At 66.7% G+C, this 15,697-nt stretch carries 11 protein-coding genes; 4 read left to right on the top strand and 7 right to left on the bottom strand.

Annotated elements, in window-relative coordinates:
• Positions 1-71 precede the first annotated feature (71 nt).
• From AWB81_RS16285 to cobA, 7 genes are all read right to left on the bottom strand, one after another.
• Entirely contained in the window at positions 72-2,858 is a 2,787-nt protein-coding gene (locus AWB81_RS16285) for an Hsp70 family protein (RefSeq protein ID WP_062637124.1), read from the bottom strand.
• A gap of 15 nt (positions 2,859-2,873) precedes the next feature.
• The gene (locus AWB81_RS16280) at positions 2,874-4,721 is read right to left on the bottom strand and encodes an Hsp70 family protein (RefSeq protein WP_062637123.1); all 1,848 of its coding nucleotides are present in this window, start codon (positions 4,719-4,721) and stop codon (positions 2,874-2,876) included.
• Entirely contained in the window at positions 4,718-5,287 is a 570-nt protein-coding gene (locus tag AWB81_RS16275) for a DUF2760 domain-containing protein (protein ID WP_062637121.1), read from the bottom strand. The genes AWB81_RS16280 and AWB81_RS16275 overlap by 4 nt, the downstream gene beginning before the upstream one ends.
• Before the next feature lie 382 nt (positions 5,288-5,669).
• A complete protein-coding gene (locus AWB81_RS16270) occupies positions 5,670-6,155 on the bottom strand; it encodes an adenosine-specific kinase (protein ID WP_062637119.1) in 486 nt (161 codons plus the stop codon).
• Positions 6,156-6,761: 606 nt separating this feature from the next.
• Positions 6,762-7,898 carry a CmpA/NrtA family ABC transporter substrate-binding protein gene (locus AWB81_RS16265; protein ID WP_062637115.1) on the bottom strand — a complete coding sequence of 379 codons (1,137 nt, stop codon included), beginning with the start codon at positions 7,896-7,898 and terminating at the stop codon, positions 6,762-6,764.
• A 10-nt stretch (positions 7,899-7,908) separates the two neighbouring features.
• Positions 7,909-8,484 (bottom strand): ANTAR domain-containing response regulator, encoded by a 576-nt coding sequence (locus AWB81_RS16260; RefSeq protein WP_062637113.1) that lies wholly within the window; start codon positions 8,482-8,484, stop codon positions 7,909-7,911.
• 151 nt (positions 8,485-8,635) lie between these two features.
• Positions 8,636-9,418: a uroporphyrinogen-III C-methyltransferase gene (cobA, locus tag AWB81_RS16255; protein ID WP_062637204.1), complete on the bottom strand. Its 783-nt coding sequence runs from the start codon at positions 9,416-9,418 to the stop codon at positions 8,636-8,638.
• A gap of 697 nt (positions 9,419-10,115) precedes the next feature.
• Here cobA and AWB81_RS16250 point away from each other — a divergent pair.
• From AWB81_RS16250 to AWB81_RS16235, 4 genes are read left to right on the top strand one after another with little or no spacing between them, the layout of a single operon-like run.
• Positions 10,116-11,444 (top strand): MFS transporter, encoded by a 1,329-nt coding sequence (locus AWB81_RS16250; RefSeq protein WP_062637111.1) that lies wholly within the window; start codon positions 10,116-10,118, stop codon positions 11,442-11,444.
• A 24-nt stretch (positions 11,445-11,468) separates the two neighbouring features.
• The gene (gene nirB / locus AWB81_RS16245) at positions 11,469-14,015 is read left to right on the top strand and encodes a nitrite reductase large subunit NirB (RefSeq protein ID WP_062637109.1); all 2,547 of its coding nucleotides are present in this window, start codon (positions 11,469-11,471) and stop codon (positions 14,013-14,015) included.
• 46 nt (positions 14,016-14,061) lie between these two features.
• Positions 14,062-14,409 (top strand): nitrite reductase small subunit NirD, encoded by a 348-nt coding sequence (gene nirD, locus AWB81_RS16240; protein WP_062637107.1) that lies wholly within the window; start codon positions 14,062-14,064, stop codon positions 14,407-14,409.
• Complete coding sequence (locus AWB81_RS16235) at positions 14,406-15,686, top strand: NAD(P)/FAD-dependent oxidoreductase (RefSeq protein ID WP_062637105.1); 1,281 nt, start codon at positions 14,406-14,408, stop codon at positions 15,684-15,686. Before nirD ends, AWB81_RS16235 begins: the two co-directional genes overlap by 4 nt.
• Positions 15,687-15,697: the final 11 nt, after the last annotated feature.

Below are 15,697 nucleotides of genomic sequence, written 5' to 3'. Positions count from 1 at the left end.
TCGGCGCGACAGTTCAGCTTCGGGTCATCGCACTCGCTTCTGAGAGCGAAGCATTTTCGGTGTTCGTCGGCTCAGCCGATCAGCTTGATCCCGACCGGCAGTGACTCGCCGAACACGCGTCCTTCGTCGGCGCGATTGAGTTCGACGGTCTCGCTGACCATCTGGATCCAGCTCTTCGAAGCGTTTGCCGCCGTCAGACGCCGCACGACCTCGTCGCGGATATCGTCGGGCAGGTCGCGCGAGCGGTCGCCGGTCATCCGCGCGATCTGCACCGCCGCGAACGCCGCGGGCTCGATCTTCTTCCAGTCGAGCGTGAGGATCGTGGTGAGCCATTCGATCGCCGTCGCGGGCGGCACGACGCCGTGCGCGCTGCCGTAAAACGGCTGGCGCGCGCCGATGCGGCCCACCGCCCACCAGCTCTGCGCGTTCTCGGACGGCTTCCTGAGCCGCGTGAGGAGCCATTGCCCAATCTCGATCTTGCGCTCGGCCGGCACGCGTTCGAGCGACGCCGCGAGCCGCACCATGTCGTCGTAGCCGACCTTGGCCGTGCCTGCCATCTTCTTGTAGCGCGAGGTGCCGGGCGGCTGGAGATAGAACGCGATGTCGTCGAGCAACTGCACCTGCGCGTCCGGCGGCAGGCCGCCCGCCGCGCGCCGCCAGAGCGTCCACCATTCCGACCAGATCTGGCTTTCGTTGACGTACTGGATGCCCTGGTCGTAGAGCGCCGCGAGCTGCTCGACGCGCCATTCGTCGAGCGGATGGCCGAAGCCCGGCCGGATGCCATAGCCGACGAGGTTGAGCCAGAGCCGTTCGTGATCCGCCGAGCGCCGGCGGCGGCGCGCCCGTTCGATCAGGGTGCCGTACAGTTCGCGCAGGAGCGCGATGTCCCATGTATCGCGCGGGCCGAGCAACTGTTCGAGCTGCGCGCGCAGCCGCTTGACCTCCTTCGGACCGACGTCGTGCGACTTCGCGCCGAAGGTGCGGTCGATCTGCTCGACGGCTTTCGGCAGAGCAGGATGCAGCGCGGCGTCACCGTCGCTCTCCGCCTCGTTGCCGCGCAACTGGAAGGCGAGCAGCCAGCGCTGCGACGGATCATCGGTTGCGATGCAGTGGACGTCGAGCGTGCCGACTTCGGTGAGCGTCGAAGTCAGGTGGACGGGCGTATCGCGCGGGCCGCTTGCGTCCTGCGGCGCGACCACCGTCGCGATCGGCGGCAGGCGCACGAAGTCGCCGCCGGCGGCCGACAGGTCGGCGAGGTCGCCCGGCCGACGGGCCGTATCCGCGACCGACGACACCAGGTGAAAACGCACCGGCGCGCCGAGCCGCAGCGCAAAGGTGCGGTCCGTCAGCGCGATCTCGTGGCCTTCCTCCGTGCCGCGCGGCAACAGGCAGATGCCGCGTTCGCTTTTGCCGTCCTCGTCGAGCACGAGGAAGAAGCTGCGCGGCGAGCCTCCGCCGATGCGCGGTGCCTGTCCCGCGCGCGCGAGCGAATACGCGACCGCGCCGCGCGCGACGGCCACGTCGGGGTTTGCGTTGTGCAGCAGCTTGAGCGGCGCGCCGCGCCATGCGCCGAGCGTGCTCGCGAGGCGCTCCGTCAGCGCATTCGCGCGGAAGACGCCGCCGTTGAGCAGCAGCGTGTCGGGGACGGGCAGCGGCGCCGGGCTCGCTTGCGGCTCAGTGGGCGTGTCGGCCAGACCGGGCGCCTGCCGCGACCGGGCCGCATGTTGCGCGAGAAATCCGGCGATATGCCGCGTGACCGCCGGATCGCTTGCATAGGGCAGCCCGAATTCGACGATGCCACCGCGCGTGCGCCCCGGCCGCTCGCCCGACGACACCGCCGGAAAAAAGCCGTCGACGATGATCTGCTCGACTTCCTGCCGCGATACCTGCGCCGAGCGCGATCCGCCGACGAGCTTCGAGCCCGCGCCGAGCAGCGTGATCGACGCCGACTCGGGCGCATCGGCGCCGAGCAGTTGCTCCTTCGCGGCGCGGCTGCGCTCGACGAGCTGCGAGATCTGCGCCGCCGAGAGCCGCGCGCTGCCCGTGCTCAACCGCGCTTCCGCGAGATGCGCAAGCGCGAGATCCATGTTGTCGCCGCCGAGCATCAGATGGTTGCCGACGCCGATGCGCGTCAGTTGCGGCTCGCCGTCGAGCATTTCCACTTTGATGAGCGTGAGGTCGGTGGTGCCGCCGCCGACGTCGCAGATCAGCACGAGACGCGTCTCGCCGAGTTCCGAATCGAGGTTCGCGCGATGGTGGAACAGCCAGTCGTAGAACGCCGCCTGCGGTTCTTCCAGCAGCCGCAGCTTCGGCAGCTTCGCCAAGCGCGCCGCCTCGACGGTCAGCGCCCGCGCGCCTTCGTCGAACGAGGCGGGCACCGTCAGCACGACGTCCTGATCTTCGAGCGGCGCTTTCGGAAAGCGATGGTTCCACGCCGCGCGCACGTGCGCGAGATAGCTCGCGCTCGCGGCCACGGGCGAGACCCTGGCGACGTCGTCGCTCGCGCCCCACGGCAGGATCGGCGCCACGCGATCCACCGACGCGTGCGACAGCCAGCTCTTCGCGCTCGCGACGAGCCGCCCCGGCACCTGCGCGCCGAGCGTGCGCGCGAGCCGGCCGATCACGACCTGCGTCTCTTCGTGCCCGGCGCGCTGCCAGGGAAGATGCAGGCCGCCCGCATCGAGTTCGCCGGGCGCCGCGTGATAGCGCACCGAAGGCAGGAGCGGCCGCGCGCCGACTTCGCCCAGGCCGACGAGCTGATCGACGTCGAACACGCGGATCTCGGACGAATCCGCCTCTGCATACGCGACGACCGTGTTACTCGTGCCCAGGTCGATGCCGACCGAATAGCGCTTCATCTTGCTCGAAGCGCCTTACTCGCCGTGCGCGCTGGCGCCGCCGCGGACGTCGAATTCGACCTTCCAGCGCTCGCTGCTGCCGCGCGGGACCGCTTCGAGTTCGAGCGTGCCGGCCTCGGTGATGCGCGCGTGCAGCTTCACCGGCACGACTTCGCCCGGCGTGCGGCCTTCGGTCGGCAGGGTTGCTTCGATTTCGTCGAGTTCCTGAAGTTCGTCGGGTTGCCAGTAGTCGAGCATCGTGCCGACCTGGTCCAGACGCCGTACCGACGATCCGAAGAACCTGAAGTGCACCGGCTCCCCGACGACGAGGCCGAATTCCTGCGCGGGCAGCGCGGCATCGGTGCCTTCCTCCATGCCGAACGGCGCGACGCACAGCGCCGACACGGGCGGTTCGAGCCCCGGCACCGCGGGCATCGCCGATTCGACCGCCACGTAGTACGCCTGCGCCGTGCCGCCGCGAATGCGCACGCCCTTGCCGCGCCGCACGTAGCCGTAGTAGGCCGCGCCGCGGGCGACCGCGAGATCGAGATCGGCGCCCTCGAGGAGGCGCGCGGGCGGCGCGCCTTCGTTCGCGAGCCAGCCGTTGAGCGTCGTCAGGATGCGCTCGACGAGAAGCGGCGACTTGAACACGCCGCCGTTGAATAGCACGGCGGTCGGGTGCAGGAAGCTCGCGTTTTCGTTGGCCGCGCCGCCGAGTTCCGCGAGCGCTGCGACCTGCCGCGCGAGAAACGCGGCGAGATGGCGCGTGACCGCGGCGTCCTGCGCGTAGGGCAGGCCGAGTTGCGTGAGGCCGACGCGCGCGCGGCTGACCGGCCGCGCCTTGGCTTCGACTTGCGGAAAGAAGCCTTCGAGGATCGTCTGCGTGAGTTCGGCGCGCGTGAGTTCGGTGCGGATCGAGCCGCCAATCAGCTTCGAGCCGCGGCTCGGGACGACGAGCGGCACGGCGTCGGCCGACGGGTCGGAAAGCAGCGTCTCCTTGGCCGAGCGGCACGCGTAGGTGAGCGCGCGCAGTTGCCACGGATCGGGCTGCGTGCCCTGCGAAGCGAGCTTCCTCGCGACGACGTGCGCGAGCGCGAGATCCATGTTGTCGCCGCCGAGCAGGATGTGCTCGCCGACCGCGACGCGATGCAGTTCCAGGTTGCCTTCGCGCTCGACGACCGCGATCAGCGAGAAGTCGCTCGTGCCGCCGCCGACATCGACGACGAGGATCACGTCGCCGACGCGCACCTGCTTGCGCCAGACGCCGTCGCTCTTCTGGATCCAGCTATAGAGCGCAGCCTGCGGTTCTTCGAGCAGCGTCATGCGCGCGTAGCCGGCGGCGTCGGCCGCTTCGGCGGTCAGTTCGCGCGCGGCAGGATCGAACGAGGCGGGGATCGTGACCGTGATGTCCTGGTCGGCGAAGGGCGCGTCCGGATGCGCGTGGTCCCACGCTTCGCGCAGGTGCGTCAGGTAGCGCACCGACGCATCGAGCGGCGACACGCGCTCGACTTCCTCGGGCGCGTCGTTCGGCAGGATGGCCGCGCGGCGGTCGACGCCCGGATGGCACAGCCAGCTTTTCGCGCTGGAGACGAGCCGGATCGGCGTGCCGGCGCCGCGGCTGCGCGCCATTTCGCCGACCGCGAAGCCGCGCTCGGCGGTCCACGGCAGCGAGAGATCGCCGGGCGCGAGTTCGTTCGGATGCGGCAGGTAGAGGAACGACGGCAGCAGGTCGAGCGGCTCGACGGCGCCGGGACCTGTCAGTTGCGCGACCGGCAGCACGCCTTCCACGGTCTTGTCGCCGTCGCTCGCGGCGATGTCGACCCAGGAGATTGCACAGTGCGTCGTGCCGAGATCGACGCCGATCGAATAGCGAGGATCGCTCATAGTTCCACCTCTGCGGGGGCGACGACGCGCGCGTCGTGACTGTCGGCAAGTTTCGGCAGGCGGACGTCGGCAACCTTCCAGCCGCGGTGGCTGATGCTGCCGTGAAACGGCGGCTTGCCGACGACGTTGCCCGTCACGCGGATTGCGGTGGCGTCGAAGCCGTCGGGCAGCGTGACGCGGCTGCCTTCGGCTTCGTCGCGCACCGGGCGGATGGTGAAGTGCTCGCGCAGCACCGTGCGGCAGCCTTCGTGCACGAGGCGCGCGGCGGCGCCGATGTCGGCGTCGGTGTAGTTGACGATGTCCTCTTCGACGAAATCGATGAAGCGCGCATCGCGCTGGAGCAGGCCGAGAAGCTGGAGCGCGGCGTCGGGGCTCGCTTCCTTGAGAATCACCGGAGCGGGCGCGGCGGCCCGGGCGGGCGCGGGCGCCGGCGCGGCTTCGGGCGCCACGGGCGCTTCGCGAAGGCGCTTCACGCGGCCGGCGAACTCGGCATTGCCGAGAATGCTGAAAAACGTGCCGAAGGCTATCGACATCCTGCCGAAAAACGACGGGTTCAAGTCGGTCATGACATGCTCCTGATGGCGCTGCCCGAGGACGACCCTTCCTCAGGCGACGCTGAACTGGTTTGGGCTGCCGGTGGTGCTGGAATGCCGGGCGTCGATGTGCGCCGGGAGCCGGCGCAGGTGTTTTGTCCGACGGTTGCGCCGGCGGGCGCTCTTTAGCGCCTCCACTGGCGGCGTGCCGGCGGTTGGCCTCGCGGCCCGCTGCGTGCGGCGCGGCGAGCGCTCCTGCCGGTTATACAGCATCCGCGTTTATTTCGTGACCGCACGCCAAAAACGCCGTGCCGGGGCGCCCGGCCGGGCCGGGGCCCACATTCTCGCCAATATGGGGATCAAGTCAAGATTCTTCTGGCTGACGCGAGGCGCTTCCGGGCGATCGCCGGCCGCCTCACGCCTTGTACCCCATCTTGCGCAGCAGATCGTGCCGCCACTTGACATCCTCGGCGGTTTCGATCCCGAGCGGCGCGAACCCGTCGATGACCCCCACGATCCCGCGCCCCTGCTCCGTCTCTGCGACGAGCACCTGCGTCGGGTTCGCGGTCGCGCAGAAGATGCGGCACACCTCCGGCACCGCCTTTACGGCGTTCAGCACGTTGACCGGGAAGAAGTTGTCGCACAGCACGATGATGAAGCTGTGACCGGCGCCGATCGCCATCGCGTTCTTCTCGGCGAGCTGCTGCGCGGCGGCGTCCGTCCCCGACGAGCGCACGAGCCGCTTGCCCGAGGCCTCGCAGAACGCGAGCCCGAAGCGGATGCCCGGCACCGCGCCGACGAGCGCCTCGTGCAGGTCCTCCACGGTCTTGATGAAATGCGATTGCCCGAGAATAAAGTTGAGGTCTTCGGGCTTGTCGATGTCGACGGTGAGAAGTTCCATGCGTTCCTCCGATGGGCAGGTCGGGTAGGGTAGGGTTCTTCAGGGGTGTTTACACCGTTTGATATTTTCGCGCTTCCATCGAACTTGCTTTCGCGTCGGTTTGTTTGCTCTGCCCCTGTCCGGGGCGGGACTTACTTTCTTTGCTGCTGCAAAGAAAGTAAGCAAAGAAAGCAGCCAGGAGGACCGCGGTGTTCGAAGGGCAGCTCACTTGCCATACTGACCGGCACAGCGCCTAAGTGTCGCCCTCATAAGACTAACCGGGCCTGGTGCGCGGCACGCACTGTGTCATCGCACAGTGTAGGGACTGGTACAGCATTCATCCATCCGTCCTCGCTTCGCTTCGACCTCAGGTGCTCAGGTCGCGTTGTCAAGCTCAACGGGAGTGCATACCACCATGTTCGACAACCCGGTTTGTCTTATGAGGGCGAAACTGGAGGCTGTGCCAGTGTGTGACGCAATTGTGATCAGGTTCTGACACCGCGGGCCGAATAGCCGGTTTCTTCGCCTGCTTTTCTTGCAGCACCAACAGGGCGGCGCTAATAGACCAAGTCAAAGCAAGTTTCATGGACGCCTGAGCACGTCCGCCGGTGTAAAAGCCGTCCCCAATCAAGTGCGCACATCGAATCCCTCGAGATAGGCACTCGCGTCGCCGTCCCACACGCGGCCGTCGCACAGAACGGCCGCGCGCCGTTCGTCCGGCAGCGGCACGCCCGCGATTGAAGCCGCCTCGCGATAAAGCTCGGTCTGGCTGATGGCGGCGGCAAGAGCTGCATCATCGGCCGTGACGGCACCATCGAGCATGCCCCATCGACGATATTGCGTCACGAACCACAGCCCGTCTGACGCACGCGGATAATTCACCGCGCCGCCATCGAAGAAACTGACGGCGAGCGGCCGCGGGAAGCGCGCTGGATCGTAGACGCCGCTCAGGCGCGGCTCGATCACCGCGCGCGGCACATTCACGAGATCCGGCGCGGCAAGCTGCGCCGCGATCTCCGAGCGATGCTCCGCACTGTCGACCCAGCGGCACGCTTCGAGCAGCGTCGCGACGAGCGCGCGCGACGTGTTCGGATGCAGCGCGACAAAATCGCGCCGGCTCGCGAGCGCCTTCTCGGGGTGATCCGGCCAGATGCCGCTCGTAAGCACGACCGTCCTGCCGACGCCGCGCGCTTCCGCGAGCGCGTGCCACGGCTCGCCACAGCAGAAGCCGTCAAGTTGCCCTTCGGCGAGCGCGTCGCCCATGCGCGGCGGCGGAATCACGACGCTCTCGATGTCGCGCAACGGATGCACGCCGTTCGCCGCGAGCCAGTAGTAGAGCCACATCGCGTGGGTTCCGGTCGGGAAAGTCTGCGCGAGCACGGGCTTCCTGCCGAGCGAAGCGAAAGCGTCCTTCACGCTGCCGGTGTCTCGACAGGCGTCGGCGAGCGCGTTCGAAAGCGTGATCGCGCCGCCGTTGCGGTTGAGCACCATCAGCACGGCCATGTCGGCCTGCGGCCCGCCAATGCCGAGTTGCACGCCGTATACGAGACCGTAGAGCGCATGCGCGGCATCGATTTCGCCCGACAGCAGCTTGTCGCGCACGGCGGCCCACGACGGCTGGCGGCACAGTTCGAGCGTGAGGCCGTACTTGCGGCCAAGGTCGAGCATGCGTGCGGCGGCGAGCGGCGCGGCGTCCGACAGCGCGACGAAGCCGAGCCGGATATGTGTTTTCTCGGGAGCGCCGAAAAGGGTCGAGGTATTCATAGCGTGCGGGTCACCCCAGTAGATCGGCCATCGACACGAGCTGGCGCGCCACTTCGGCGACCTTCATCCCGTGATCCATCGCCCGCTTGCGCAACGCGGCGTACGCCTCCTGCTCGGTCATCTGGCGGCGTTCCATCAGGAGACGCTTCGCCCGGTCGATGATCTTGCGCTCGGCGAGTTCGCTCTCCACTTTCTGAAGGCGCTGGCGCAACTGCTCCTCGTGCGCGAAGCGCGCGAGCGCGACTTCGAGAATCGGCGCGAGCCGCTCGGCCGCGAGCCCTTCGACGAGATACGCCGTCACGCCCGCGCCGACCGCCGCGCGGATGAACTGCTGGTCGGCGTCGCTGCTGAACATCAGCACGGGGCGCGGCGCAGCCTTGTTCATGACCGCGAGCTGTTCGAGCGTGTCGCGCGAAGGCGACTCGGTATCGATGATGACGACATCCGGCCGTTCGCGCTCGACGACTTTTGGCAGCGCGGCGGGCGTCGCGGCTTCCGGCAGCATCTCGTAGCCAAGGCGTGCGAGCGCCTGGCGCAGATCGCCGATCGGCTTGTCCGTGTCGGTGACGAGAAGGACACGCAGCATGGTCAGACGCGGGGAATATTCATTCGGGGACGGTGCGGGCGGCGTGCCTTGCTTGCGCACGCTTCTGGTTCAAGTATATCGGGGCGCGACGTCGCGCGTTCCGGCGTTCAATCCCGGCGCGATGCAGACTGCGTCGCAACGGCGGTCCGCGTCAGGCCGCATGCGCGAGGCCGTCGCGCGAATCGTAGCCGAACGCGGACGCGGGGAACGCCTTTGCTTCGCCAATTGCATCGCCGACGAGAATCACCGCCGGGCTGCCGAGCTTCGCCGCCTGCGCTTCCGTGGCGAGGCGTCCGAGCGTGGTGACGAGCCGGCGCTCGTTCGCGCCGCCTGCCCATTGCACGACGGCCGCGGGCGTCTCCGCACGAAGCGTGGCCATGAGTCCCGCGCAGATGTTCTCGATACGGCTCATGCCCATGTAGATCGCGAGCGTCGTGCCGGTGGCGGCGAGCGTCGCCCAGTCCGGTTCGCCGTGGTCCTGCATGTGCGCGGTGATGAAGGTCACGCCCTGGCAGTGCTCCCGATGCGTGAGCGAGATGCCGAGGCTCGCGGCCGCCGCGAATCCCGACGAGATGCCGTTGACGATCTCGAACGGAATGCCCGCGCGCTTGAGCGCCGCGAGTTCCTCGCCGGCGCGTCCGAAGAGCAGCGCGTCGCCGCCCTTCACGCGCACGACGTGCAGTCCCTTCGATGCATAGCGCGTCATGAGGCGCTGAATGAATGCCTGCGGTGTCGACTTGCAGCCGCCGCGCTTGCCGACGCGAATCACGCGCGCACGCGGCGCGAGCGACACGATCTCAGGATTGGCGAGATCGTCGAGGAGCACGACATCCGCTGCGGCGAGCGCCTTCGCGGCCTTGATCGTCAGGAGATCGAGGTCGCCCGGACCCGCGCTCAAAAGCGTGACCTTGCCGTTGTTGAGAGTCGTCGTCATCGTGATGTCCTTTACTGATTCGCTGTGCGTGGCTGCGATGGCCTGCCTGAAAACAAAAAACGGCGCCCGCTCGCGTGTGTGCACGAGGGGACGCCGTTGTCCTGAATCCTGCTGCTTGTCGTCCGCCTTCCGTGCTGTGCACTGAAAGAAGACCTTCGATTCTTGCTCGCCGGCGCCGTTGCCGTGAGCGATCAGCACAATGCAATAAGCAGGCCAGTCGCGTCGATGCCGCCGAAAGCCTTTGCAGACAGGGCTCTGTTAGATGGCATCTGCCACGTCGCTGCACTGCGCCTGTGCGACGAGTCTTCGTGCTGCACACGATCGGCGCGGCGCGCATCGATCGCGGGAACGCGATGCCTGAGCGTGGGTGTTCGACGGAGCTTCTCAATCAGCGTTAATGTGGTCACGCTTCGCACGCCTTCAGTGCTGCGTCGCACCATCCATGTGCTGGCGCGCATCACGATGAAACCGCCGCGAGCGGACCGTGCTCCCGCTGATTTCCCGCAAACCCGCATAAACACAGGGATTCGGGCTCGATGGCATAGGCCTTGCCTTATGTCTCGCCATCGGGTCAACGGCGATCCGCTGAATTACGCGACACACGCACCCCCCTACATACGAGCTTTTGGACAATGGCGTCCCCCGAACAGGTCATCTGCCTGCTTCGCGGGACGCCTTTTCTTTTTCTGGAAAGAAAATGGCAAACAAGGCAACCCGAATCGATCTGTTCAGCATGCGCACCGCGCCGATGCGCGCCTTCCACGTCACGTGGATGGCATTCTTCGTGTGCTTCTTCGCGTGGTTCGCATGCGCGCCGCTGATGCCGCTCATCAAGCGCGAGTTCGGCCTCTCCGTCGACCAGATCGCGAACATCAACATCGCCGCCGTCGCGGTGACGATTCTGGTGCGCCTGATCGTCGGCCCGATGTGCGACCGCTTCGGTCCGCGCAAGGTCTACGCGGGCCTCTTGCTCTCGGGTGCGGTTCCGGTGCTCGGCGCCGCGTTCTCCACCGGCTACGAGAGCTTCCTGTTCTGCCGCCTCGCAATCGGCGCGATTGGCGCGAGCTTCGTTATCACGCAGTACCACACGTCGGTGATGTTCGCGCCGAACGTCGTCGGCACCGCAAATGCGACGACTGCCGGCTGGGGCAATGCGGGCGCAGGCGCGGCGCAGGCGCTCGTGCCGATGCTGGTGGCGGCTGCGATCGCGATCGGTGCGGGCGAGCACTCGGCGTGGCGCCTGGCGCTCGTCGTGCCGGGCATCGCGATGCCGATCATGGCCTTCTTCTACTGGCGCTATACGCAGGACTGCCCGCAAGGCAACTTCGCGGACCTGCGCGCACGCGGCATCGCCATCGACGGCGGCAAGAAGGGCGGCTGGGCGAGCTTTCGCGCGGCCTGCGCCAACTATCGCGTGTGGATGCTGTTCGTGACCTATGCGGCGTGCTTCGGCGTCGAAGTGTTCATCCACAACATCGCGGCGGTCTATTACGTCGATCACTTCCAGCTCTCGCTCGCCTCCGCTGGCATGGCGGCGGGCAGCTTCGGCCTGCTCGCGCTCTTCGCCCGCGCGCTCGGCGGCTGGCTCTCCGACAAGTTCGCCGCGAAGCGCGGCCTCGATATTCGCTCGACGCTCCTGTTCGTCCTGATTGCAGGCGAAGGCATCGGCCTCTTCTGGTTCGCGCACGCGGGCAATGTGGCGCTCGCCGTGGTCGCGATGCTGGTCTTCGGCTTGTTCACGCACATGGCGTGCGGTGCGACCTACGCGCTCGTGCCGTTCATCGACCGCAAGGCGCTTGGCGGCGTGGCGGGCGTGATCGGCGCGGGCGGCAATGTGGGCGCGGTGGCGGCGGGCTTCCTGATGAAGGGCGTCGGCAACGTGCAGCAGACGCTGTCGATGCTCGGCATGCTCGTCGCGGTTTCGGCGATCTGTGCGCTGGCAGTGCGCTTCAGCCCCGAGCACAAGGCACGCGAAGCAGCGCTGCGCGAGCACGCGCTTTCGGTCAACAACGGCATCGCGAACTAAACCACCCACCTAAGGATTCCTGTCATGAAAATCGTCGTCATCGGCCACGGAATGGTGGGCCACAAGTTCCTCGAATGCCTCGCCGAATCGCCCGTGGAAGGCCTCGACATCACGGTGCTCTGCGAAGAGCCCCGCCCCGCTTACGATCGCGTGCACCTCTCCGAGTTCTTCGCGGGCAAGACGGCGGAAGACCTCTCGCTCGTCGCTCCTGGCTTCTTCGAGCGCGAGAACTTCGTGCTCCGCCTGAGTGCGAAGGCGTCTTCGATCGATCGCGCCGCGCGCACCGTCACGGTCTCGACCGGCGAGACGCTCGCCTATGACAAGCTCGTGATCGCGACCGGCTCGTATCCCTTCGTGCCGCCGCTCGCGGGTCGCGATCGCGCCGACTGCTTCGTCTATCGCACGATCGAGGATCTCGAAGCGATGCGCGAATGCGGTGCGCGCTCGAAGACGGGCACGGTGGTCGGCGGCGGCCTGCTCGGTCTCGAATGCGCGAAGGCGCTGCGCGACCTGGGGCTGGAAACGCACGTCGTCGAATTCGCGCCGCGCCTGATGGCGGTGCAGGTCGACGAAGGCGGCGGCCGCGCGCTCAGGACCAAGATCGAGGAATTGGGCGTGACGGTTCATACCGAGCGCAACACGAAGGAGATCGTAGACGGCGAAACGGGCCGCAACCGCATGCAGTTCGCCGACGGCACGCATCTCGACACCGACATGATCGTGTTCTCGGCGGGCATTCGTCCGCGTGACGAGATCGCGCGTGCGGCGCAGCTGGAAGTGGGCCCGCGCGGCGGCATCGTGATCGACGACGCATGCCGCACGAGCGACCAGAACATCTACGCGATCGGCGAATGCGCGCTGTGGAAGGGCATGGTGTTCGGCCTCGTCGCGCCGGGCTACGACATGGCGCGCGTTGCAGCGAAGCATCTGCTGGGCGAAGCCGCGGAGTTCGGCGGCGCGGACATGAGCACGAAGCTCAAGCTGATGGGCGTCGACGTGGCGAGCATCGGCGATGCGCACGGCAAGACGCCGGGCAGCCGTTCGTATCAGTACCACGACGAGCGCAAGCAGGTGTACAAGAAGCTCGTCGTCTCCGATTGCGGCAAGTTCCTGCTCGGCGGCGTGATGGTCGGTGACGCGACTGAATACGGCACGCTCCTGCAGATGATGCTGAACCGCATCGAGCTGCCGGAAGCGCCCGAATTCCTGATCCTCCCGCAATCGGATAGCAAGGCGAAGCCCGCGCTGGGCGTCGAAGCGCTGCCGGCGGGTGCTCAGATCTGCTCGTGCAACAACGTCACGAAGGCGCAGATCTGCGAAGCGGTGTGTGCGGGCGCCACGAGCATCGGCGCATTGAAGACGGCTTGCAAGGCGGGATCTTCGTGCGGCGGCTGCGTGCCGCTCGTCACGCAAGTGATGAAGGCCGAGATGAAGAAGCAGGGCATGAGCGTGAACAACCATGTCTGCGAGCACTTTCCGTTTTCGCGCCAGGAGCTTTATCACATCGTGCGCGTCGAGGGCGTGAAGACCTTTGGCGAACTGCTTGCGAAGCATGGCCGCGGTCATGGCTGCGACATCTGCAAGCCTGCGGTCGCGAACATTCTGGCTTCGTGCTGGAACGAGTTCGTGCTGAAGAAGGAGCACGCGAGCCTGCAGGATTCGAACGACTACTACCTCGCCAACATCCAGCGCGACGGCACCTACTCGGTCGTGCCTCGCATGCCGGGCGGCGAAGTGACGCCCGAAGGGCTGATCGCGGTCGGACAAGTGGCGAAGAAGTACGGTCTCTATACCAAGATCACGGGCGGTCAGCGTGTCGACCTGTTCGGCGCGCGCGTCGAGCAATTGCCGTTCATCTGGGAAGAGCTGATCGCGGCGGGCTTCGAGTCGGGTCACGCATATGGCAAGGCCCTGCGCACGGTGAAGTCGTGTGTCGGGTCGACGTGGTGCCGCTATGGCGTCGGCGATTCGGTCGGACTCGCGGTGGAAGTCGAGAACCGCTACAAGGGTCTGCGCGCGCCGCACAAGATCAAGTTCGGCGTGTCGGGCTGCACACGCGAGTGCGCTGAGGCGCAGGGCAAGGATGTCGGCATCATCGCGACCGAGAAGGGCTGGAATCTCTACGTGTGCGGCAATGGCGGCATGAAACCGCGGCATGCTGAACTGCTTGCGTCGGACCTCGATCATGCGACGCTGATTCGCTACATCGACCGCTTCCTGATGTTCTATGTGCGCACGGCAGACCGGCTGCAACGCACCAGCGTGTGGCGCGACAACCTCGAAGGCGGGCTCGATTATCTGATCGACGTGGTCGTGAACGACAAGCTCGGGCTTGGCGCGGAACTCGAAGCAGAGATGGCACAGGTGATCGACACGTACGAATGCGAGTGGAAGAAGGCCGTGACGGATCCGGAGACGCGCAAGCGGTTCCGGCACTTCGTCAATAGCGACCAGGGCGATGCCAACGTGACCTTCGTCGAGGAGCGGGGGCAGATCCGGCCCGCCACGGCCGAGGAAAAGTCCAGGCCGTTTCCGATACCGGTGGTTGCCGCCGCTGTCGAAACCGTTTGATGTTGATGCGCTTCGTCAAAGAGACATTGAAAAGGAAACCCCGACCATGAACGCCGAACGCCTCGATCAAGCGTGGACCCCGGTCTGCGACCTCTCGGAAATCGTCCCCGACACGGGCGTCTGCGCCCTGATCAACGACGCGCAGATAGCCATCTTTCACGTCGCGACCGGTGAACCCGCGGTCTACGCAATCGACAACTTCGATCCGAACTCAAAGGCTTCCGTGCTTTCACGCGGCCTGATCGGCAGCCTGGGCGAGCGCATCGTCGTCGCCTCGCCGATCTACAAGCAGCACTTCGACCTGCGCACCGGCGAGTGCCTCGAAGCGCGCGAGCATTCGGTCGCGGCATACCCGACGCGCGTATCCGGCGGCAAGGTGTGGGTCGCGGCATGAAGATCGAGCACGCAGCGGCGATCGCCAGCTCAGGCTCTAGCGCGGGCAGCACGGCGCTGCGACGCCTGCGACTCGTCGTGATCGGCAATGGCATGGCAGGCATGCGCACCGTCGAGGAACTGCTCAAGCTCGCGCCGGATCTTTATGACATCACCGTGTTCGGCGCGGAACCCTACGGCAACTACAACCGCATCCTGCTCTCGCCCGTGCTCGCGGGGGAAAAGAGCGTCGAAGACATCATTCTCAACACGCGCGACTGGTATGCGGAGAACGGCATCGAACTGCATGCAGGAGACCCCGTCGTCGGGATCGATCGCGCGCGGCGCATCGTGCGCTCGGAGAAGGGCGTCGAGGCGCGCTACGACCGCCTGCTGATCGCGACCGGCTCGAAGCCGTTCATCATCCCGGTGCCGGGACACGAGTTGCCGGGCGTGATCGCGTTTCGCGACATCCAGGACGTCGAGACGATGCTCGCCGCCGCGCGCGACCATCGCAATGCGGTGATCATCGGCGGCGGGCTGCTCGGGCTCGAAGCAGCGAACGGGCTGCAACGGCAGGGCATGTCGGTGACAGTGGTACACGTGTCCGACGCGCTGATGGACCGGCAACTCGACCGAAGCGCAGCGACGCTCCTGCAACGCTCGCTTGAAGCGAAGGGCATGCGCTTCGAACTCGCGGCGAACACGACGGAAATCGTCGGCCCGGATCGCGTGAGGGCCGTGCGTTTTGCCGATGGCCGCGAGATTCCCGCCGACCTCGTCGTGATGACCGCGGGCGTTCGGCCCAACGTGGCGCTCGCAAAAGCCTCGGGCCTGCATTGCGACCGCGCGATCGTCGTCGACGATACGCTGCAGACCTACGATCCGCGCGTCTATGCAGTGGGCGAATGCGTGCAGCATCGCTCAGCGACGTTCGGTCTCGTCGCGCCGATCTGGGATCAGGCGCGCGTCGCGGGCGCGCATCTCGCGGGCGCGGGCCATCGTCGCTATGTGCAGCGCGCGACCGCCACCAAGCTCAAGGTGACGGGCGTCGATCTATACTCAGCGGGAGAATTCATTGGCGGCCCCGGTACAGAGGACCTCGTGCTGCGCGATCCGCGACGCGGCATCTACAAGCGTCTCGTGCTCGAAAACGGCCGCGTGATCGGCGCCGTCCTGTATGGCGACGTGAAGGACGGCGGCTGGTATTTCGACCTGATCCAGAACCGCACCGACATTTCGAAGCTGCGCAGCCAGTTGCTGTTCGGCAAGACGCTTTGCGAGGCGCAGCCCGCCTGAACCGGAAAACA

The organism is Caballeronia arationis, from assembly GCF_001544975.2.
In the GTDB taxonomy this organism is placed as follows: Bacteria; Pseudomonadota; Gammaproteobacteria; order Burkholderiales; family Burkholderiaceae; genus Caballeronia; species Caballeronia arationis.
The sequence above is the reverse complement of the archived record's forward strand: the minus strand, read 5'-3'. Positions and strand labels throughout refer to the sequence as shown.